Genomic DNA, 19,153 nt, shown 5'->3' with positions numbered 1-19,153 from the left:
CGATGTGAACGTTACCAAGGCGGAGTGCATCTTCCGGCCCCACTGACGGCATGTCAATACCCGGCGCCGCGAGAGGAATGCGGATCGGCCACCGAAGGGGTGCGGACGGGCCGGGTGTGTGCGCGACGTCTTGACATGTCATGATCACGATCGCACAATCCGGGCACGCTTGCGAACGTTACCAAGCGCCGTGCGACACGACACTGGGGGAACCGCCGATGGCAGAACCGCTCCTGGAAGCACGCCGGCTGACCAAGAGATTCGGCCATGTCACCGCGCTCAGCGAGGCCGACTTCACCGCCTACCCCGGCGAGGTCGTCGCCCTCATCGGTGACAACGGGGCCGGGAAGAGCAGTCTGGTCAAGGCGCTGTCGGGGGCCGTCACCCCGGACAGCGGGGAGATCCTCGTGGAAGGCCGCCCGGTACGGCTGGAAAGCCCGCTGGACGCCCGCCGGCACGGCATCGAGACCGTCTACCAGGACCTCGCGCTCGCCCCCGACCTCGACGCCGCCGCCAACCTGCACCTGGGCCGGGAGATCTACCGCGGCGGCCTCCTCGGGCGGCTCAAGGTCCTCGACAGCGCCGCCATGCGCCGCTCCGCCGTCACGGCCTTCGCCGAACTCGGCGTCGACCTCAAGGACGTCGGCGCACCCGTCGCGACCCTGTCCGGCGGGCAGCGGCAGTCCGTCGCCGTCGCCCGCGCGGTCGCCTTCGCGCACCGGATCATCTTCATGGACGAACCCACCGCCGCCCTCGGCGTCGTCCAGCGCGGCCGCGTCCTCGACACCGTCCGGCGGGTCCGCGACCGCGGCATCTGCGTCGTGCTGATCAGCCACAACATGCCCGAAGTGCTGTCCGTCGCCGACCGGGTCGAGGTGCTGCGGCTCGGCCGCAGGGTCGCCCGCTTCACCGCCGCCGGAACCAGCGTGGAAGACCTCGTCGGCGCCATGACCGGCGCCCTGGACGCGGAAGCCGGCGGCCCCGCCGCCGACCGCGGAGAGGACGGCCCCCGGTGACCGCCCAGGCCCCCGCCCAGCGCAAGGACGAGCAGCGGCCCGCCACCCGCCGCCGCCCCGCCGTGCCCCCGTGGCTGGCGCGGCTCGCGCGCGCCAACGAGTCCTGGACCTTCGGGGTGCTCGCGCTGCTCGTCGCCTTCTTCACCGCCGCCCGGCCCAGCACCTTCCTGACCCGCTACGACATCACCCAGATCGCCACCAACGCCGCCATCTACCTGGTGCTCGGCGTCGGCATGACCTACGTCGTCATCGTCGCCGGCATCGACCTGTCCGTCGGCTCGGTGCTGGTGCTCTCCGCCGTGCTGTCCGCCGAGTACACCATCCACCACGGCGGTGCGAACGCCGGCTGGGGGACCATCGCCGTCAGCACCCTCATCGCGCTCGCCACCGGTCTGGTCTGGGGCGCGCTGCAGGGCTGGCTGGTCGCCAAGGCGAAGGTCCCGCCGCTCATCGTCACGCTCGGCGGCTTCGGCGCCGCCCTCGGCGTCGCCCAGATCATCACCGGCGGCCAGGACCCGGCCGGGGCCGTCTCCGGCAAACTCCAGCGGACCATCGGCTTCGGCAAGCTCTTCGGCCAGATCCCCTGGCTGGTCGTCATTGCCTTCGCCACCACCGTGGTCTTCGGCCTCGTCCTGGCCTTCACCCGCTTCGGCCGCTACACCTACGCCATCGGCTCCAACCCGGAATCCGCCCGGCGCGTCGGCATCGACGTCGACGCGCACCTGGTCAAGGTCTACGCCCTGGTCGGACTGCTGTCCGGCCTCGGCAGCGTGATGTGGCTGGCCTACTTCGGCAGCACCTCCATCGCCGGGCACTCCACCGACAACCTCAAGGTCATCACCGCCGTCGTGCTGGGCGGCGCCAGCCTCTTCGGCGGCCGCGGCTCCGTGCTCGGCACCGTCATCGGCGTCTTCATCCCCGCGGTGCTCAGCACCGGGCTGATCATCATGGGCGTCCAGCAGTACTGGCAGGACGTCGCCATCGGTGTCGTCCTCGTCGCCGCCGTCTACGTGGACCAGCTCCGCCGCCGCGGCACCGACCGCCGCTGACCCGCGCGCCCGCCGTACCCGCCGTACCCGCGCCGCCCGCGCCCCGCGCGCTCCCTCGCAAGGCCCACCCTCGTACCCACGAAAGGCCGCCCGCCATGCGCCAGTCCCTCCGCCCGTCCAGAAGAACCGTCCGGATCGCCGGCTGCTGCGCCGTGCTCGCCCTGACCGCCGCCACCACCGCGGGCTGCGGCGGCGGTTCCGGCGGCGGCTCGGGCTCGCACTCCCTCGACCTCATCACGGGCGTCAAGAGCGACCCCTTCTACATCACCATGTCCTGCGCGGCCCAGCAGGAGGCCAAGAAGCGCGGGGTGAAGCTCACCGTCAACGGCTCCGCGCAGTGGGACGTGTCCGTGCAGCGCCCCATCATCGACTCCGTCGCCGCGACCCACCCCGACGGCCTGCTCATCTCCCCGGTCGACACCGCCGCCCTGACCCCGGCGCTCCAGCAGATGCAGGGGGCCGGAACCAAGATCGTGCTGGTCGACACCGACGTCAGCGACTCCTCCGTCGGCGTCTCCCGGATCTCCTCCGACAACGAGGCGGGCGGCCGCACCGCCGCCAAGGCGCTCGCCCAGCTCATGGGCGACAAGGGCTCGGCGATCGTCATCAGCGTCAAGCCCGGGGTGTCCACCACCGACGCCCGCATCAAGGGCTTCACCGACGAGATGAAGCAGAACCACCCGAACATCACCCTGCTCCCGGTGCTCTACGACAACGACCTGCCCGCGACCGCCGCCTCGCAGATCCAGTCCACCCTCGCCGCCCACCCCGACCTGGCCGGGGTCTTCGCCGGCAACACCAACACCGCCCAGGGCATCTCCACCGGCCTCCAGGCGGCGGGCAAGCAGGGCAAGGTCAAGGTCGCCGCCTTCGACGCCGAGCCGGACGAGATCACCGCGCTGACCAACGGCACCCTCGACGTGCTGGTCGCCCAGGACCCCGGCGCCATCGGCCGGCAGGGCGTCGACCAGGCGCTCGCCGCGATCGACAAGAAGCAGGTCACCCAGCACATCGGCACGGACATGGTCGCCATCACCAAGGCCAACATGAACCAGCCCGACATCAAGAAGTACTACTACCAGGCGGCCTGCTGACGCCGATTCCGCACCGGCGGCCCGCACGGGGCCGGGCCGCCGGGGAACGGCGGGGCGCGCGGACCGCCCACCGGGCCGTACGGGCGGGCCCGGCCGCGGCACACGGCGGCGGCCCTGCCATCATCGACGCACCAGCCGGCCGGCACAGCGACGAGGAGGCCCGTGAACCGTCCGACCATGAAGGACGTCGCCCGCGCGGCCGGCGTGAGCCCCATGACGGTCTCCCGGGTGGTGTCCGGCGCGCCCGGCGTCGCCCCCGAGACCGCCGCCCGCGTCGGCCAGGCGGTGCGCAGGCTCGGCTACCAGCGCAACGACAACGCCCGCAGCCTGCGCCAGAAGAACCTCGGCACCTCCACCATCGGCCTGGTCGTCGACGACCTCGCCAACCCCTTCTACGCCCTGATGGCCCGCTCGGTCGAGGACGAGGCCCACCGCCGCGGCCATGTCGTCCTGGTCGGCAGCACCAACGACGAGCCGCAGCGCGAGCGCGAGGTCATCGCCGCCTTCACCGCCCGCCAGGTGGACGGCCTGATACTCGTCCCCACCAGCGGCAGCCACGCCTTCCTCAAACGCCCGATGGACGGCGGCACCCAGGTGGTGTGCGTCGACCGGCCCGCCAGGGGGCTCGCCGTCGACACCGTCACCGTCGACAACCGGGCCGCCGCCGGACGCGCCGTCACCCACCTGCTCGGCCACGGCCACACCCGTATCGCCTACCTCGGCGACCGCTACGACATCTGGACCCAGGCCGAGCGGCACGCAGGCTACCGCGACGCGCTCGCCGCCCACGGCATACCCGAGGACCCCGCCCTCGTCCGCCACGAACTGCGCTCGCAGCCGCAGGCACGCGCCGCGCTCGCCGCCCTGCGCACCCTGCCCGATCCGCCGACCGCCGTCTTCACCAGCAACGACGTGATCACCCTCGGCGTCCTGGACGCCCTCGGCCACCCGGCGCCGCTGGCCCTGGTCGGCTTCGACGACCTGCCGCTCGCCGAGCGGCTGACCCCGCCGCTGACGGTCGTCAGCCAGGACCCGGTCGCCCTCGGCGGCACCGCCGCCAACCTGCTGTTCTCGCGTATCGCCGGGGACCGCTCGGCGCCGCGCTCGGTCGTGCTGCTGACCCGGTTCGTGATCCGCGCCTCCGGCGAGCCGCCGCCCGCCGGAGCCTGAACGGCGCTCCCGGCGGGCGGACTCCGCTCCGCGACGTGGCGGGGCGTCAGTCGTCGGGCACCCAGTTGAAGGTGTCCGGGTCCGGGCCGGTGCGCTCGCCGCGGTCCAGGGCGCTGATCGCCGCCATGTCGTCCGGGGTCAGGTCGAAGTCGAAGATCCGGGAGTTCTCCGCGACCCTGGCCGGCGTCACCGACTTGGGGAAGACGATGTCGCCGCGCTGGATGTGCCAGCGCAGCGTCACCTGCGCCGGTGTGCGCTCCAGCCGCTCGGCTATCGCCGTGATCACCGGGTCGCCGAGCACCTTGCCCTGGGCGATGGGCGACCACGCCTCGGTCGCGATGCCGTGGTCGGTGTCGTAGGCGCGGACGTCGTCCTGGGTCAGATAGGGGTGGATCTCGATCTGGTTGACCGCCGGGACGGTGGAGGAACTCTGCGCCAGCCGCTCCAGGTGGTGCGGGTTGAAGTTGGACACGCCGATGGCCTTGGCGCGGCCCGAGGCGTAGATCTCCTCCAGTGCGTGCCAGGTCTCGGTGAAGTCGCCGATGCCGGGCAGCGGCCAGTGGATCAGGAAGAGGTCCAGGTAGTCGAACCCGAGGTCGTCCAGGGAGCGGCCGAAGGCGGTCAGGGCCGCGTCATGGGCGTGGTGGCCGTTGTTGAGCTTGCTGGTGACGAAGACGTCGCCGCGGGCGAGCCCGGACTCCCGCACGGCGGTGCCGACCTCCCGCTCGTTGCCGTACATCTCCGCCGTGTCGATGTGCCGGTAACCGCTCTCCAAGGCGGTGAGCACCGCTTGCCGGGTGTCGTCGGGCGGGATCTGGAAGACCCCGAAGCCGAGTTGGGGTATCGAGGTGCCGTTGTTGAGGGTGAGGCTGGGGATGTGCGTCATGGATACGGTCCCTTGCTCCCCCCGCTGTCCTGGGCGTCCTTGCTCGTGCCGGGCCGGTTGCGGCCGCTGCCGGGGCCGGTGGCACCCGGCGGCGACGGCCGGGACCGGCCCGGTCTCCTCTTCCGGGCGGCTGCCCGGTCCGCCGGAGGTCATGCGCGGACGCCGGGGCAACTCTTGGGAGAGCGCTCTCACAGGGGGTCACGACCCGATACGCTGTGGCCCTGCCCGGCCGTCGGCGCACCGCCCGTGCGTGTCGTGCTCCCGCACGTGCCCCCTGCCGTTCCGCCGTCCGCAGCCCTCCCCCCACCCCACCCCGGTTGCCCGTTCCCGTTCTCCGGTTCCGCAGTCCCGCAGTCCCGCCGCCCCGCCGCGCGAAGGAGTCCCCCCGTTGTCCGAGCCGCCCCCCGCCGCCCGCCCCACGCTGGAAGCCGTCGCGGCCAGGGCCGGGGTGTCGCGGGCCACGGTCTCCCGGGTGGTCAACGGGGGAGCGGGGGTGCGCAGCCCGCTCGCCGAGCGGGTCCGCGCCGCGGTCGAGGAGCTGGGCTACGTACCCAACCAGGCCGCCCGCACCCTGGTGACACGGCGCAACGGGGCCATCGCGGTGATGGTCGCCGAGCCGGAGTCGCGGTTCTTCACCGATCCGTTCTTCGCCCAGCAGGTGCGTGGCATCAGCCGTGAGCTGTCCGCGCACGACAACCAGCTGTTGCTGCTGCTGACCGGCGGAGCCACCGACCGGGAGCGGGTCGGCCGCTACCTGACCGGCGGGCACGTGGACGGCGCGCTGATCTTCTCGCTGCACGCCGACGACTCGCTGCCCGCCCTCGCCCGCAAGGCGGGCGTCCCCACGGTCATCGGCGGGCGCCCCACCTGGCCCGACACCGACGCGCGGCGCCGCACCCTCTACGTCGACTGCGACAACCGGGGCGGCGCGCGGGACGCGGTACGGCGGCTGCTCGCGATCGGCCGGCGGCGCATCGGGCACATAGCCGGGCCGCTCGACCAGCCCGCCTCCGTCGACCGCCTCGACGGCTTCCGCGACGTGGCCCCCGACGGCGGGCCCGCGATGATCGCCGAGGGCGACTTCACGCCCGAGGGCGGCGCCCGCGCCATGGAGCAGTTGCTGGAGCGCTCTCCCGACCTCGACGGTGTCTTCGCCGCCTCCGACGTCATGGCCTCGGGCGCGCTGCGGGTGCTGCGGTCGCGCGGGCTGCGGGTGCCGGAGGACGTCGCGGTGGTGGGCTTCGACGACATGGTCTCGGTCGCCGAGTGGACCGACCCGCCGCTCACCACCGTCCGGCAGGACATCGAGGAGATGGGCCGCCTCATGGCCCAGCTGCTGCTGCGCACCCTGGAACTCCAGGACAGCCCGGACGGCACCGCCGCCTCGCCGATCATCACCCCGACCCGCCTGGTGCTGCGCGCCTCGGCGTGAGCGACGCCCCTGCCGGGGGCGGGGGAGGGCCGGAGCCGCCGTCCGACCACCCGGGGGAGCGCTCTCCCGGGCCCGCGCCCCCGGTCCCGTGCGTCCGGTTGCGGGCCGGGCAGCCGGACGGGATCCCCGGCCGCGGCCGGGGGGCCGGGCCCCTGTGGGTGGCTCGGCGCGCCCCGGTGCGTGCTCCGCGGGATGATCGGAGGATGAGCCGCAGCGGCCAGGACACGGGCATGCCCGAACTCGAACCGGAGGTGTTCGACAGCGCCATCGTGCCCGTGGCCATCACGGCCGGGCCCGAGCACCTGCTCGTCTACTACAACGCCGCCTTCCACGGACTCTTCGGACCGCGCAGGCTCGGCGCCCCGGCCCGCGAGGCCTTCGGCGAGCCCGCCGCCGCACGGTTCGTGGACATGCTGGAGGACGTCTACCGCGACCACACCGCCCGCCAGGTCACCTCGCCGCGCACCACCGACGGCAGCGCCCCCGGCTCGCCCGGTGTGCAGCACTTCGTCTACAGCTGCTCGCCGGTGGTCTCCCGGCACGGGCCGGGCGTGCTCGCGGTCGCGATCGACACCAGCGCGCAGGTCGCCGCGGCCGAGCGCGCCCAGCGGCTCTCCGAGCAGCGCCACCAGGCCCTCCAGCGCTACGAGGCGCTGATGTCCGCCGTCAGCCAGATCGTCTGGCTGATGCAGCCGACCGGTGAGATCACCGAGCTGGTCGGCGGCTTCGAGGAGTTCACCGGACTGCCGTGGCGCCCGGTCATCGACCAGGAGTGGCTGGCCACGGTCCACCCGCACGACCGCAACCGCCTCGTGCACACCTGGCGGGAGGCCGCGGCCGAGACCCCGTCGACGTTCGTGTGCACCTTCCGGATGCGCACCGCCTCCGGCACGTACCGCCATGTCCAGTCCCGCGCGGTGCCGATCGTGCGCGGCAACGTGGCCGTCGAGTGGATCGGGACCACCGCGGACGTGGAGGACCAGTGGCGCAACCGGCTGCGCGAGCGGCTGCTGGCCCGGGTGGCGACGGTGACCGCCGCCGCCGACGTGCCGCAGGCCTTCGCCGCCGTCACCGCCGCGGTGGTGCCCGAGCTGGCCGACGCCTGCACCGTCTTCCTGCTGCCGGGTCACGGGATGGGCCAGGAGGCGCCGGGCGGCGGCCCGTCCGCCTCCCGCGCGGCGGCCACCGCGCGGGACGGGCTGCCCGCGATGCCCGCGCTGGGCGGCGACCCCCGGCCGCTCGGTCCGGTCGCCCGGCAGGTCGTCGAGAGCCGCCGCCCGCGGCTGCTGACCTTCCCCGCGGGCGAGCCCCCGGCCGGGGCGCTGGCGGAGATGTCGGCGCAGTGGCTGCGCGAGGCGCGGGCCACCAGCGTCGCCCTGGTGCCGATCGTGATCGACGCGGCCGTGGCCGCCTTCGCCGCGGCCGTCGGGTGCGCGGACAGCCCGCCGCCCGGCCCCGCCGACCTCCAGCTGCTCGGCGACGTGCTGCACGAGGTGCGCGATCCGCTGCGGCAGGCCATGGAGCTCCAGCGCACCCGGCACACCGCGCTGACCCTCCAGCGCTCGCTGCTGACGCCCACTCCGCGGGTGCCGGGCGCGGAGCTGGCCGCGCATTACCAGCCCGCAAGCACCACCGCGGAGATCGGCGGGGACTGGTACGACTCGCTGCTGCTGCCCGACGGCTCGGTCACCCTCACGATCGGCGACATCGCGGGCCACGACCTGGACGCCGCCACCTCGATGAGCCAGCTGCGCAGCATGCTGCGGGTCATCGCCTACGACCCGGGGCATCCCGGGACCCCGGCCGAGAGCCTGGCCCGGCTCGACCGGGTCGTGGAGGGGCTGGGCATCGCGCCGCTGGTCACCGCGGTGCACACGCATCTCGTGGCCCGCCCGGACGGCGGCTGGCAGGCGTCCTGGTCCAACGCCGGGCACCCGCCCCCGCTGCTGCTGCCCGCCGCGGGGCCGCCGCGCTTCCTGGAGGGGGAGGGGCCGGACCTGCCGCTGTGCGTGTCGCCGTCCCTGGACCGCAGGACCTGGCACCAGGAGCTGTCCGCCGGGGACACCCTGCTGCTCTACACCGACGGACTGATCGAGGTGCCGGGCACCGACATCAGCGAGGGCATGGCGGCGCTCGCCGAGGAGGCGGTGCGCGCCCGCAGCGGGGCGCTGTCGCTGACCGCGCTGTGCGCCCGGCTGCTGGCCTCCGCGGCCGACCGGCGCGACGACGCCGCCGTCATCGGCTTCCGGCCCATCGCCCGGAACGGCGGGCCGCGCCCCGACCCGCCCGAGGCCCGCACCTGACCCGCGCGCCGGGGACGGTGCCGGTCCGGCCCCGGGGCAGGCAGGCACCACTGCTGCTCGCGGCCAGGGGCGTACGGATCCGGTCCGTGCCGGGGGAGCCTTCACGGACCGGGGGCGTACGCGTTCAGGCGCGGGCCGCCATCAGCACGCCCAGGGTGATCATCGTGCACGCTATGGCCGCGTCCAGCGCCCGCCACGAGCCGGGCCGGGAGAAGGGCCGCTCCAGCAGCCGGGCGCCGAAGCCCAGGCCGGTGAACCACACCACGCTGCCGGTCACCGCGCCCACGCCGAAGCCCCACCGCGCGTGGCCGTAGCCGTTGGCGACCGAGCCGAGCAGCAGCAGAGTGTCGAGGTAGACGTGCGGATTCAGCCAGGTCATCGCCAGGCAGGTGAGCACCGCCGTGCGCAGTGAGCCGCCCGTGCCGTCGGCGGCAGTCAGCGCCGCCTGCGGGCGCAGCGCGCGGCGGGCGGCCAGCACCCCGTACGAGACGAGGAAGGCGCCGCCGAGCCAGCCGATCGCGGTGACGGCGGACGGCCAGGCGCGCAGCACCGAGCCGACGCCGCCGATGCCCGCCGAGATCAGCGCGGCGTCGGACAGCGCGCAGATCGCGACCACGGCGGCGACGTGCTGGCGCCGTATCCCCTGCCGCAGCACGAACGCGTTCTGTGCGCCGATCGCCACGATGAGCGACAGTCCGGTGCCGAGTCCGGCCAGGGCGGCGAGCAGTGCGGTGGTCATGATCGAAGCGTAGGAAGCCGGACGGACAACAGTCCAGCTCAGCTTTCTTACGTAAGATTAGCGAATGTGATGACGGACGGACTCCCGCTGGACCAGGTACGCACCCTGCTCGCAGCCGTCGACGAGGGCACTTTCGAGGCGGCGGCCGAGCGGCTGCACGTCACGCCGTCGGCGGTGAGCCAGCGCGTCAAGGCGCTCGAACAGCGCACGGGCCGTGTGCTGCTGCTGCGCTCCAAGCCAGTGCGCCCCACGCCGTCCGGCGAGGTGGTGGTCCGCTTCGGGCGGCAGCTCGCCCGGCTGGAGCAGGACGCGGGCGCGGAACTCGGGCTGGCCGGTGCGACCGGGCCCGCCACACTGCCGGTCGCGGTCAACTCCGACTCGCTCGCCACCTGGTTCCTGCCCGCGCTCGCCGAGGCCGCGGCCACCGCGGACGTCTGCTTCGACCTGCACCGCGACGACCAGGACCACACCGCGCTGCTGCTGCGGCAGGGCCGCGTGATGGCCGCCGTCACCTCGTCGCCGGAGCCGGTGCAGGGCTGCTCGGTGCGCCCGCTCGGCCGGATGACCTACCGCGCCTACGCCGCCCCGGCCTTCGCCGCCCGGCATCTCGCGGACGGCCCGCTCGCCGTGACGCTGCCCGCCGCGCCCATGATCGTCTTCGACCGCAAGGACGACATCCAGGACGCCTTCCTGCGCGGTCTCGCACCCGGCAGCCGCACCTCGGGGCAGCCGCGCACCTACGTGCCCGCGTCGGAGTCCTTCGTCGCCGCGGTCGCCGCCGGGCTCGGCTGGGGCGCGATCCCCGACGGGCAGGCCGCGCCGTACGTGGCCGCGGGGGCGCTGACCGGGCTGGCGCCGGAGCGGCCGGTGGACGTACCGCTGTACTGGCAACAGTGGAAGCTCGACTCGCCGCCGCTGGCCGCGCTCACCGCGGCGGTCGTCCGCGCCGCGGCCGCGGCCCTGGAACAGGGGCCGCCGCGGCGCGGACGGGGTCAGTCCTCCCGTCCGGTGCCGGGCTCGTCGTCCGGCGAGCTGAAGTCGGGGCTGGAGTAACCGGGCCGGGAGAATCCGGCCTCCTCGGGAACGAGGTCGTCGGCGTCCTCGGCCTCGTAGTCGGGGCCCTCGAAGGGCGGGACGGTGAAGTCCGGCACCTTGAAGTCGCCGATCGTGTCGTCCGGGCCGGTGAAGTCCGGACTGGAGAAGTCGGGGCTGGAGTAACCGGGGGAGAAGTCGTCGTCCCCGGCTGCGGAATCCTGGCTCATACCTGCCCTCCGTGCGCGCGGGCGCCGCGCGGAATGAACGCGGGGCCGCCGCCGTTGTGGTGCGTGCACGACAAAGTATGACCGGCTGGCCGGCATACGAGGAGAAAGGCCGGAAAATGAAGGTACGCAATTCGCTGCGGTCGCTGAAGAACCGGCCGGGCGCCCAGATCGTCCGCCGCCGCGGCAAGGTCTACGTGATCAACCGCAAGGACCCGCGGATGAAGGCCCGCCAGGGCTGACCGCCGCCCCCGCACACCCCGCGCGGCACGCCGTCCCCGGCGTGCCGCTTTCGTGCGCCTGGGGCCCGGCCGCAGCGCCCGGCCCCCCGCGCGGCCACGTTTCGTATACGGCCGCCGCTTGCCGTGCGGCTACGCGCCCCGGCCCGTCAGCCGTGCGGGTGCGCCGCCCGGTGCCGGGCGTCCGCCGTCGCGGTGCCGATCCTGCGCAGCTGCTCGCGGGTGGCCGCGGGCGGGCTGTCCTGCGGGACGGTCACCGAGCGCAGGCCCGCGAGCTGGATGTCCAGATGCCGCCGCCAGGCGTCCGGCACGACGGTGCCGCCGGTCTCGACGATGCCGCGCAGGCCCCAGATGAGCGCCATCACGTCCCCCAGCTCGACGCCCGCCGCGACCCGGCCCGCCTGCTGCGCCTGGACCAGCAGCTCGGTGATCCGGTCGCGCAGCACCTCCACGCAGGAGGCCTTGTGGCCGACGAGCTTGTCCGCGTAGCCGCGGTGCTCGCTCAGCGAGCGGCCGATGACCCGCAGGAACGCCTCCAGGCCCGCCCCGTCCGGCAGCGTCAGCGAGCGGGCCGCGACCTCGGTGAGTTCCCTGAGCATGAGCCCGGCGATCTCGTCGACCAGCGCCTCCTTGTTGGGGAAGCGCCGGTAGACGGTGCCGACGCCGACGCCGGCGCGGGAGGCGATGAGCTCCATGCTGGCGTCGGTGCCGAACTCCGAGAAGACCTCGCGCGCCGCCTCCACCACCAGCTGGTGGTTGCGGGCGGCGTCGCGCCGCATCGGCCGGGCGGGCTGGCACTCCGGCTCGCGGGCGTCCGCTGCGGCCGGGCCGTCGTTTGCGGCCGGAGCCGGCGGCGTCCGCGGATGCGGCGCCGCCTGCTCGGGTGCCCGGTCCCTGGTGCGCGCATGACCTGTCATCGTCGCTCACTCACTCCCGCGGGCCCGGCCGCCGCCACTCATTCGGGCTTGTCACCCACGACCGTACCCCCGGGGACCATCGCCAACTCCGGATGCTGCGGTTCGTCGGCGAAGTCGATCCGGGTGGTGCGCCGGGTGACCGGGATGAGCAGCGCGGCGACGGCCGCGATGAGCAGCGCCCCGCCGAGCATCGCGAAACCGTTGGTGTAGCCGGCCTCGCGCGGCAGGCCGTCGGCCGCCGGGCTCGCGGTGACGACGCTGGCCATCAGCGCGGCGCCGATGGAGCCGCCGATGGTGCGGATGTTGGCGTTCATGCCGCTGGCCACACCGGTCTGGGCGGGCGGGACCGCGCTGACGATCAGGCTGGACATCGCGGCGAAGGTGAGCCCGAAGCCCGCACCCATGATGCCGGTGGCCACGTACAGCTCCCAGGTGCTGGTGTGCGCGAAGGCCAGCAGCGCCATCGAGACGGTGCCGATCAGCGAGCCGATGAAGACGACCTTCTTGCCGCCGATCCGGTTGGACAGGTTGTTGCTGCCCAGGCCCACCAGGAACATCGTCACGGACATCGGGACCAGGATCAGGCCGGACTGCGTGATGCTCGCGCCGAAGCCGTAGCCGGTGGACTTCGGGGTCTGCACGAACTCCGGCAGGAAGGCGAAGACCGCGTACATGCCGACGCCGACCAGCAGCGCCACCAGGTTGTTGGTCCACACCGCCGGGCGGGCCATCATCTTCATGTCGATCAGCGGGGTGGCCGCGCGGTTCTCGACGAGCACCCAGCCGACCGCGAGCACGACGGCAGCGGTCAGCAGGCCGATGACCTTGACCGAGCCCCAGCCCCACGTCGGGGCCTCGCTGAGCGCGACCAGCAGTGCCACCAGCCAGGCCGACAGCAGTACCGCGGGCGCCCAGCTGATCCGGCCGGGCGTGCGCACCGGCGACTCGGGGACGAAGAAGAAGGCCGCCACCGCCGAGGCCAGCGTGAGGATCATCGGCAGCCAGAACAGCCAGTGGTAGTCGAGGGCGTTGACGATCGGGCCGGCCAGCACGATGCCGAGGCCGCCGCCGACGGCCAGCAGTGAAGCGATCATGCCGACCGCGCCGTTGAGCTTCTCACGCGGGAACTCGTCCCGGATGATGCCGAACGCGAGCGGCAGCACACCGCCGCCGATGCCCTGGATCGCCCGAGCGATGATCATCACCTGGACGTTGGTCGCGAGCGCCGCGAGCAGCGACCCGGCGGCGAGCGCGCCGAGCGTCGCCACGAAGACCCGCTCCTTGCCGATCATGTCGCCTATGCGGCCCATGATCGGCGTGAATATCGAGGCCGACAGCAGATAGGCCGTCAGGACCCACGTCACGGTGTTCTGGTTGGTGTGCAGGTCTTCCTGGATCGTCGGCAGCACCGGCGTGACCAGGGACTGGAGCAGCGAATACGCGGTCACACCCGCCGCAAGGACCGCGAACGTGACCTGGTGGTGTGTGCGCCGGGTCTCGGACGCCATGGAACTCCTTCAGAAGTGAAGCGGAACGATCATTCCGGAATACAGGATAAGCCATCAGGAATGACGGTTCCGTTTCATGACGATGAGGGAAAGCGCACATCGATACGGGGAATACGCCGCCCGCCCGCGTGCGCCGCCGCCGGTCTGCGGCTTCCGGCCGGTTCCCGCGGACCCGGGCACCGGGGTCGGGGAGAGCGCTTTCCCGCCCCCGCGCTCCCCCTTACGGTGTGCCGCGGCGGGACCGGCCCCCGGGAACGGCCCGCTCACCCTAGTCTTCGGTCAGGAAAGCAAGGGGAGAGCCCAGGGAGCGCCTCGGGACCGCGGGGGCGCCAGGCAAGGGGAGACCGCCGTGGGGATCACGACACCGGTATACGCCCTGTACACCCGCCGGCTGCGCCGGAGGCTCCGCGGCGGGGCGCTGCCCCGCCACATCGGGCTGATCATGGACGGCAACCGCCGCTGGGCCCGCAAGGCCGGGCTGGCCGGCCCCAGCCTCGGCCACAAGGCCGGCGCCGAGCACGTGGACGACGTCCTTGCCTGGTGCGAGTCGCTCGCCGTCCGCCATGTCACCGTCTTCGTCTGCTCCACCGAGAACCTGGCCCGCCGCGGCGAGGACGAGGTCGGCTTCCTCATGGACCTGATCACCCGGGTCGTCACCGAGCGGCTCGCCCGCCCCGGCGCCCGCTGGCGGCTCCATGTCGCCGGCGACCTGTCGGTGCTGCCCGACCGTACCGCGCACGCGCTCAAGGAGGCCGTGGACGCCGGGCGGGAGATCACCACCGGGAACCACGTCACCCTCGCGATCGGCTACGGCGGCCGCCAGGAGGTCGTCGACGCGGTGCGCGAGGTGCTCACCGGGCACGCCGAGGCGGGCCGCTCGCTGGCCGAGGCCGCCGACGCCTTCGAACCCGACGACATCGCCCGGCACCTGTGGACCGCCGGGCACCCCGACCCCGACCTGGTGATCAGGACCAGCGGCGAGCAGCGGATGTCCAACTTCCTGCTGTGGCAGGCCGCGTACGCCGAGCTGTACTTCTGCGACGCGCACTGGCCGGCCTTCCGCGAGGTCGACTTCCTGCGGGCGCTGCGCAGCTACGCCGCCCGCGAGCGCCGCCGCGGCAGATGACCGGCCCGCACGGGCCGGGGCGGCGGGGGCCCGCCCGCCTATCCTTGGCCGGGTGTTCTCACCCGAGGGACCCACACTGCGCGAGCTGGCGGTCCAGGCGCTGTCGTCCGTCGAGCACGGCTACGACCTGCTCGCCCCCGACTTCGACGCCACCCCCTTCCGTACCCCGGACGCCGTCCTGGACGCCACCGCCGAGGCCCTCGCCCCGCTCGGCCCCTTCGACGCCGGGCTCGACCTGTGCTGCGGTACGGGCGCGGGCCTGCGGGTGCTGGCGCCGCTGTGCCGCACGCATGTGACGGGCGCCGACTTCAGCGCCGGGATGCTCGCCCAGGCCCAGGCCCAGGCCGCCGCCGCGCCCGCGGACGGTCCGCGGCGGTCCTGGGTGCGTGCCGACGCGCGTGCCCTGCCCTTCGCGCAGGGCTTCGACCTGGCCGTCAGCTTCGGCGCCTTCGGCCACTTCCTGCCCGCCGAGCGGCCCCGGCTCTTCGCGCAGGTCCACCGGGCGCTGCGGCCCGGCGGGCTGTTCGCCTTCCCGCTGGGCGCCCCGCCACCCCCGCGCTCGCCCTGGTACTGGGCCTTCGCGGGCTTCGACGCGGCCATGCGGGTGCGCAACGCGGTGCGCCGCCCGCCCTTCGTGATGTACTACCGCACCTTCCCGCTGCCCGCCGTCCGCGCCGACCTCGCGGCGGCCGGCTTCGACGTCGCCCTCACCCCGCTGACCGCCCTCGGCCGCCGTGCCGACGGCAGCCCCCGCGCCCGCCTGGTGCTGGCCCGCCGCCGCTGACCGGCGGCCGCGCGGCCGCGCCACATGCGTGACGGGGCGGCTGCGGCGACCATGGATCGAGGGGGCGTACGCGCGCCGCCGGCGGCGCGGGCGGCCCGCCGGCCGAGCCACAGTCGCGGTTGCGAGGAGATGATCCCCATGAAGGCCATGGTCTTCCACGGTCCCGGCCAGTCCGGCTGGCAGGACGTCCCGGACCCCACGCTCCAGGACGCGGGCGACGCCATCGTGCGCGTCGAGGCCACCACCATCTGCGGCACCGATCTGCACATCCTGGGCGGTGACGTGCCGGACGTGCGGCCGGGCACGGTGCTGGGCCACGAGGCGGTCGGCGAGGTCGTCGAGACCGGCGCCGCGGTGCGCGGGGTGCGCCCCGGCGACCGGGTGCTGGTGTCCTGCGTGACCGGCTGCGGGCGCTGCCGCTACTGCCGCCAGGGCGCGTACGGGCAGTGCCTGGGCGGGGGCGGCTGGATCCTCGGCCACCTCGTGGACGGCACGCAGGCCGAATACGTCCGGGTGCCCTTCGCGGACTTCGGACTGCACCCGCTGCCCGCCGCGGTGGACGCCGCGCAGGCCGTGCTGCTCGCCGACATCTTCCCCACCGGCTACGAGGTGGGTGTGCTCAACGGCCGGGTGCGCCCCGGCGACACCGTCGTGGTCGTGGGCGCCGGGCCGGTGGGGCTCGCCGCGATCGCCACCGCCCAGCTCTTCTCGCCCGCCCGCACCATCGCCGTGGACCTCGCGCCCGGACGGCTGGACGTGGCCAAGCGGGTCGGCGCCGACGCCATCGCCGGTGTCGCCGAGAGCGAGCAGCTGGTCGCCGACCTGACCGGCGGGCTCGGCGCGGACGTCGTCGTCGAGGCGGTCGGCCGCCCGGAGAGCTTCGAGCTGTGCGCCCGTATGGTCCGCCCCGGCGGCCACCTGGCGAACGTCGGCGTGCACGGCAGGCCGGTCACCTTGCACCTGGAGGACCTGTGGATCAGGAACCTGACCCTGACCACCGGCCTGGTCGACACCTCCTCCACCCCCGACCTGCTGCGCATGCTTGTCGACGGCCGCCTCCCGGCGTCCGCGCTGGTCAGCCACACCTTCGGGCTGGGGCAGATGGAGGAGGCGTACGAGGTCTTCGCCGGCGCCGCCGACACCGGCGCCCTCAAGGTCGTGCTCGGCGAGCCCCGGCACGAGGAGCTGACACTGCGCACGGGCTGACCCTGACCCGCGGCGCCCCTCAGCGCGGCAGGTCCACCGTGACCTCGCCGCCGGGGGCGACCTGGTAGACGTGCCCGTCGACCGCCACCGCGACCGGGTCCTGGCCGGAGTCGGGCACCCCGATGCGCAGCCTGCCGCCGTGCAGCGCGAGATCGACGCCCCAGTGCGTCCGGTAGCGCAGCGACAGCGAGAAGCGGGACAGCTGCGGCAGCGGCACCGGGTCCAGCCGCAGGCAGTCGGCCTGCGGCTGGAGTCCGGTCAGCCCGCGCTGCACCAGGTCCAGCGTCCCGGCCATGGCGCCCAGGTGGATGCCCTCGCCGGTGGTGCCGCCCTGGAGGTCGGCGACGTCGCCGAGCAGCGCCTCGCGCACGTGGTCCCAGGCGCCCTCGCGGCGCGAGCGGGCCAGGACCCAGCCGTGCACCAGACCGCTGAGCGTCGAGCCGTGGCTGGTGCGCGCCAGGTAGTGGGACACCGTCCGGGCCCACAGCTCGTCGTCCAGGGTGTGCCCGAGCCGCGCCAGGAGCGCGGCCAGCTCCGCGGGCGGGAAGAGGTAGCCGAGCATGAGCACGTCCGCCTGCTTGGACGCCTGGTAGTGGTTGACGCTGTCGCCCTCGGCCTCCAGGATCCGGTCGAGCCGGCGGATGTCGCCGTAGCGCTCGCGGTAGCCGGTCCAGTCCAGCTCGTCCAGCTCGCCGTAGCCGTCGAACTGGCTGATCACGCCCGCGTGGAAGGGCACCCGCAGCCGCCGGGAGACGTCCTGCCAGCGCTCCGGCTCGTCCGCGCCGATCCCCAGCCGCTCGAACAGCTCCGACCGCCGCGGGGCGGGCATCGACCCGGTCAGCTCCAGCGCGCGGGCCAGCACCCACGCGGCCGTGACGTTGGTGTACGCGTTGTCGTCCAGCCCCGGGCGGTCCGCCCCCGGGTAGGCGGTGTGGTATTCGTCGGGGCCCACCACCTGGCGGATGCGGTAGCGCTCGTACCCCGGGTCCCACACCGCGCTGCCCGCCCAGAAGCGGGCGACCTGGAGCAGCATCTCGGCGCCCTCGCCGTGCAGGAAGGCGGTGTCGCCGCTGGCCAGGCAGTACTGCCAGACGTTGTACGCGACCGCCGAGCCGACATGGTGCTGGAGGTGGGTGTGGTCCGGCAGCCAGCGGCCCGAACGCGGGTTCAGGTGCAGCCGCTGGGTCTCCTCGTGGCCGTCGCTGCCGCTCTGCCACGGGTACATCGCGCCCTGCCGCCCCTCGGCGCGGGCCGCGCGGCAGGCCGCGTCCAGCCGCCGGTGCCGGTACATCAGCAGCGCCCGCGACACCTCCGGCAGGTGCAGGTTGAGGAAGGGCAGCACGAACAGCTCGTCCCAGAAGACGTGCCCGCGGTAGGCCTCGCCGTGCAGCCCGCGGGCCGGGACCCCCACGTCGAGGTCCGCGGTGTGCGGCGACAGCGTCTGGAGGACGTGGAAGAGGTGCAGCCGCAGCACCGCCCCCACCGAACGCGGGACCTGGATCCTGGCCCGCCGCCACAGCCGCTCCCAGGCGGTGGAGTGCTCCGTGAGCAGCCCCGTGACGTCCGCCGCGCGCGCCACCCGCTCCAGCGCGGCGTGCAGCGGGTCGTGGATCGCCGAATCCCGCGAGGTGTGCAGCGCGACGACCTTCTCCACGGTCACCGGGCGCGTGGCGTCCACCGCAGCGGTGACCCGCCGCAGCACCCCGCGCCCGCCGGGGACGGGCGGCTGCGCGCGCACGTCCGCGCCGGTCACCCGGATCCGGGCGGCCAGCGCCACCTCGATGCCGGAACTGGACGTGCGGCAGCGCAGCCAGCCGGTGTCCTGGCCCTCCGCGCCCGTGCGGTGGCCGGTCAGGTGGTGCCCGTCGAGGTCGCGGTAGCGGGCGACGCCGCTGTTGGCGACGTCCCCGTCGAGGCCCGCCTCGATCTCCAGGTCGCCGCTCCAGCCCTCCGCGGTGACCACCAGCCGCTGCGCCGCCAGGTGCGGGTCGCCCATGTGCACCAGCCGGGTCTCGGTCGTGGCGAGGATCCGCCCCGCGCCGTCCCGCAGCCGCGTCCGCCGCTCCAGGGTGCCGCCGCGCAGATCGAGGACGACCTCGTGGTCGAGCACCTCGCACACGTCGGGGCCGAACCAGGAACCGCCCGCCGGGCGCACCCGCAGCGGCAGCCAGTTCGGCAGGTTGACCATGTCCTCGTTGTCGACCTCGCGCCCCGCGACCTTCGACGTCAGCCGGTTGTAGCAGCCGGCCGCGTACGTGCCCGGGTAGTGCGGGCCGCCCGCGGGTGACTCGGCCGCCGCGCCGCGGGTCGCGAAGTAGCCGTTCCCCAGCGTGCACAGCGCCTCGCGCAGCTGCTCACGCTCCGGGTCGTAGCCCGCGTAGCGCCAGGCCCAGCCGTCCTCCATGCCGCGGTCCCTTCGGCTCGC

The 19,153-nt window shown here is 74.1% G+C and carries 17 protein-coding genes; 11 read left to right on the top strand and 6 right to left on the bottom strand.

Annotation, left to right across the window (positions count from 1 at the left end; all coding sequences use genetic code 11):
- The first annotated feature begins 218 nt into the window (after window positions 1-218).
- The 4 genes from ACWERV_RS03840 to ACWERV_RS03825 all read left to right on the top strand — a co-directional run bounded on the left by ACWERV_RS03840 (window position 219) and on the right by ACWERV_RS03825 (window position 4,329).
- Window positions 219-1,016 (top strand): ATP-binding cassette domain-containing protein, encoded by a 798-nt coding sequence (locus tag ACWERV_RS03840; RefSeq protein ID WP_398184591.1) that lies wholly within the window; start codon window positions 219-221, stop codon window positions 1,014-1,016.
- Window positions 1,013-2,065 carry an ABC transporter permease gene (locus ACWERV_RS03835; RefSeq protein ID WP_452928331.1) on the top strand — a complete coding sequence of 351 codons (1,053 nt, stop codon included), beginning with the start codon at window positions 1,013-1,015 and terminating at the stop codon, window positions 2,063-2,065. Before ACWERV_RS03840 ends, ACWERV_RS03835 begins: the two co-directional genes overlap by 4 nt.
- 95 nt (window positions 2,066-2,160) lie before the next feature.
- On the top strand, window positions 2,161-3,159 hold the full coding sequence (locus ACWERV_RS03830; protein WP_398184585.1) for an ABC transporter substrate-binding protein: 999 nt from the start codon (window positions 2,161-2,163) through the stop codon (window positions 3,157-3,159).
- A 162-nt stretch (window positions 3,160-3,321) separates the two neighbouring features.
- Window positions 3,322-4,329: a LacI family DNA-binding transcriptional regulator gene (locus ACWERV_RS03825; RefSeq protein ID WP_452928327.1), complete on the top strand. Its 1,008-nt coding sequence runs from the start codon at window positions 3,322-3,324 to the stop codon at window positions 4,327-4,329.
- Between the two features lie 46 nt (window positions 4,330-4,375).
- On the opposite strand, the gene ACWERV_RS03820 is transcribed toward ACWERV_RS03825, so the two are convergent.
- A complete protein-coding gene (locus ACWERV_RS03820) occupies window positions 4,376-5,215 on the bottom strand; it encodes an aldo/keto reductase (RefSeq protein WP_452928324.1) in 840 nt (279 codons plus the stop codon).
- Window positions 5,216-5,603: 388 nt separating this feature from the next.
- On the opposite strand from ACWERV_RS03820, the gene ACWERV_RS03815 reads away from it, so the two are divergent.
- On the top strand, window positions 5,604-6,647 hold the full coding sequence (locus ACWERV_RS03815; protein WP_452928321.1) for a LacI family DNA-binding transcriptional regulator: 1,044 nt from the start codon (window positions 5,604-5,606) through the stop codon (window positions 6,645-6,647).
- Between the two features lie 203 nt (window positions 6,648-6,850).
- Window positions 6,851-8,950, top strand: a complete 2,100-nt coding sequence (locus tag ACWERV_RS03810) for a SpoIIE family protein phosphatase (protein ID WP_452928318.1) — start codon at window positions 6,851-6,853, stop codon at window positions 8,948-8,950.
- Between the two features lie 124 nt (window positions 8,951-9,074).
- On the opposite strand, the gene ACWERV_RS03805 is transcribed toward ACWERV_RS03810, so the two are convergent.
- The gene (locus ACWERV_RS03805) at window positions 9,075-9,689 is read right to left on the bottom strand and encodes a LysE/ArgO family amino acid transporter (protein WP_398184569.1); all 615 of its coding nucleotides are present in this window, start codon (window positions 9,687-9,689) and stop codon (window positions 9,075-9,077) included.
- A gap of 69 nt (window positions 9,690-9,758) precedes the next feature.
- Between ACWERV_RS03805 and ACWERV_RS03800 the strand changes: the two genes are divergently transcribed.
- On the top strand, window positions 9,759-10,742 hold the full coding sequence (locus ACWERV_RS03800; protein ID WP_452928315.1) for a LysR family transcriptional regulator ArgP: 984 nt from the start codon (window positions 9,759-9,761) through the stop codon (window positions 10,740-10,742).
- On the opposite strand, the gene ACWERV_RS03795 is transcribed toward ACWERV_RS03800, so the two are convergent.
- On the bottom strand, window positions 10,682-10,951 hold the full coding sequence (locus ACWERV_RS03795; protein WP_398184563.1) for a hypothetical protein: 270 nt from the start codon (window positions 10,949-10,951) through the stop codon (window positions 10,682-10,684). The genes ACWERV_RS03800 and ACWERV_RS03795 overlap by 61 nt on opposite strands.
- A 116-nt stretch (window positions 10,952-11,067) precedes the next feature.
- Here ACWERV_RS03795 and ykgO point away from each other — a divergent pair, with 116 nt between their 5' ends.
- On the top strand, window positions 11,068-11,190 hold the full coding sequence (gene ykgO, locus ACWERV_RS03790; RefSeq protein WP_031521705.1) for a type B 50S ribosomal protein L36: 123 nt from the start codon (window positions 11,068-11,070) through the stop codon (window positions 11,188-11,190).
- Between the two features lie 146 nt (window positions 11,191-11,336).
- Here the strand turns inward: ykgO and ACWERV_RS03785 are convergent, their stop codons facing one another.
- Both ACWERV_RS03785 and ACWERV_RS03780 read right to left on the bottom strand, forming a co-directional pair.
- Complete coding sequence (locus ACWERV_RS03785; RefSeq protein ID WP_452928311.1) at window positions 11,337-12,104, bottom strand: TetR/AcrR family transcriptional regulator; 768 nt, start codon at window positions 12,102-12,104, stop codon at window positions 11,337-11,339.
- A 38-nt stretch (window positions 12,105-12,142) separates the two neighbouring features.
- Window positions 12,143-13,612, bottom strand: a complete 1,470-nt coding sequence (locus ACWERV_RS03780) for an MFS transporter (RefSeq protein ID WP_452928308.1) — start codon at window positions 13,610-13,612, stop codon at window positions 12,143-12,145.
- 349 nt (window positions 13,613-13,961) lie between these two features.
- Between ACWERV_RS03780 and uppS the strand changes: the two genes are divergently transcribed.
- The 3 genes from uppS to ACWERV_RS03765 all read left to right on the top strand — a co-directional run bounded on the left by uppS (window position 13,962) and on the right by ACWERV_RS03765 (window position 16,728).
- Window positions 13,962-14,738: a polyprenyl diphosphate synthase gene (gene uppS, locus ACWERV_RS03775; protein ID WP_452928306.1), complete on the top strand. Its 777-nt coding sequence runs from the start codon at window positions 13,962-13,964 to the stop codon at window positions 14,736-14,738.
- A 52-nt stretch (window positions 14,739-14,790) separates the two neighbouring features.
- Window positions 14,791-15,522, top strand: a complete 732-nt coding sequence (locus ACWERV_RS03770; protein WP_452928303.1) for a class I SAM-dependent methyltransferase — start codon at window positions 14,791-14,793, stop codon at window positions 15,520-15,522.
- Window positions 15,523-15,660: 138 nt separating this feature from the next.
- Window positions 15,661-16,728, top strand: coding sequence for an alcohol dehydrogenase catalytic domain-containing protein (locus ACWERV_RS03765; protein WP_452928300.1), 1,068 nt, complete (start codon window positions 15,661-15,663; stop codon window positions 16,726-16,728).
- A 19-nt stretch (window positions 16,729-16,747) separates the two neighbouring features.
- Here ACWERV_RS03765 and ACWERV_RS03760 read toward each other — a convergent pair whose 3' ends face one another.
- Window positions 16,748-19,132 carry a glycoside hydrolase family 65 protein gene (locus ACWERV_RS03760; RefSeq protein ID WP_452928297.1) on the bottom strand — a complete coding sequence of 795 codons (2,385 nt, stop codon included), beginning with the start codon at window positions 19,130-19,132 and terminating at the stop codon, window positions 16,748-16,750.
- Window positions 19,133-19,153: the final 21 nt, after the last annotated feature.

This window comes from Streptomyces sp. NPDC004031, assembly GCF_053604375.1.
The sequence above is the reverse complement of the archived record's forward strand: the minus strand, read 5'-3'. Positions and strand labels throughout refer to the sequence as shown.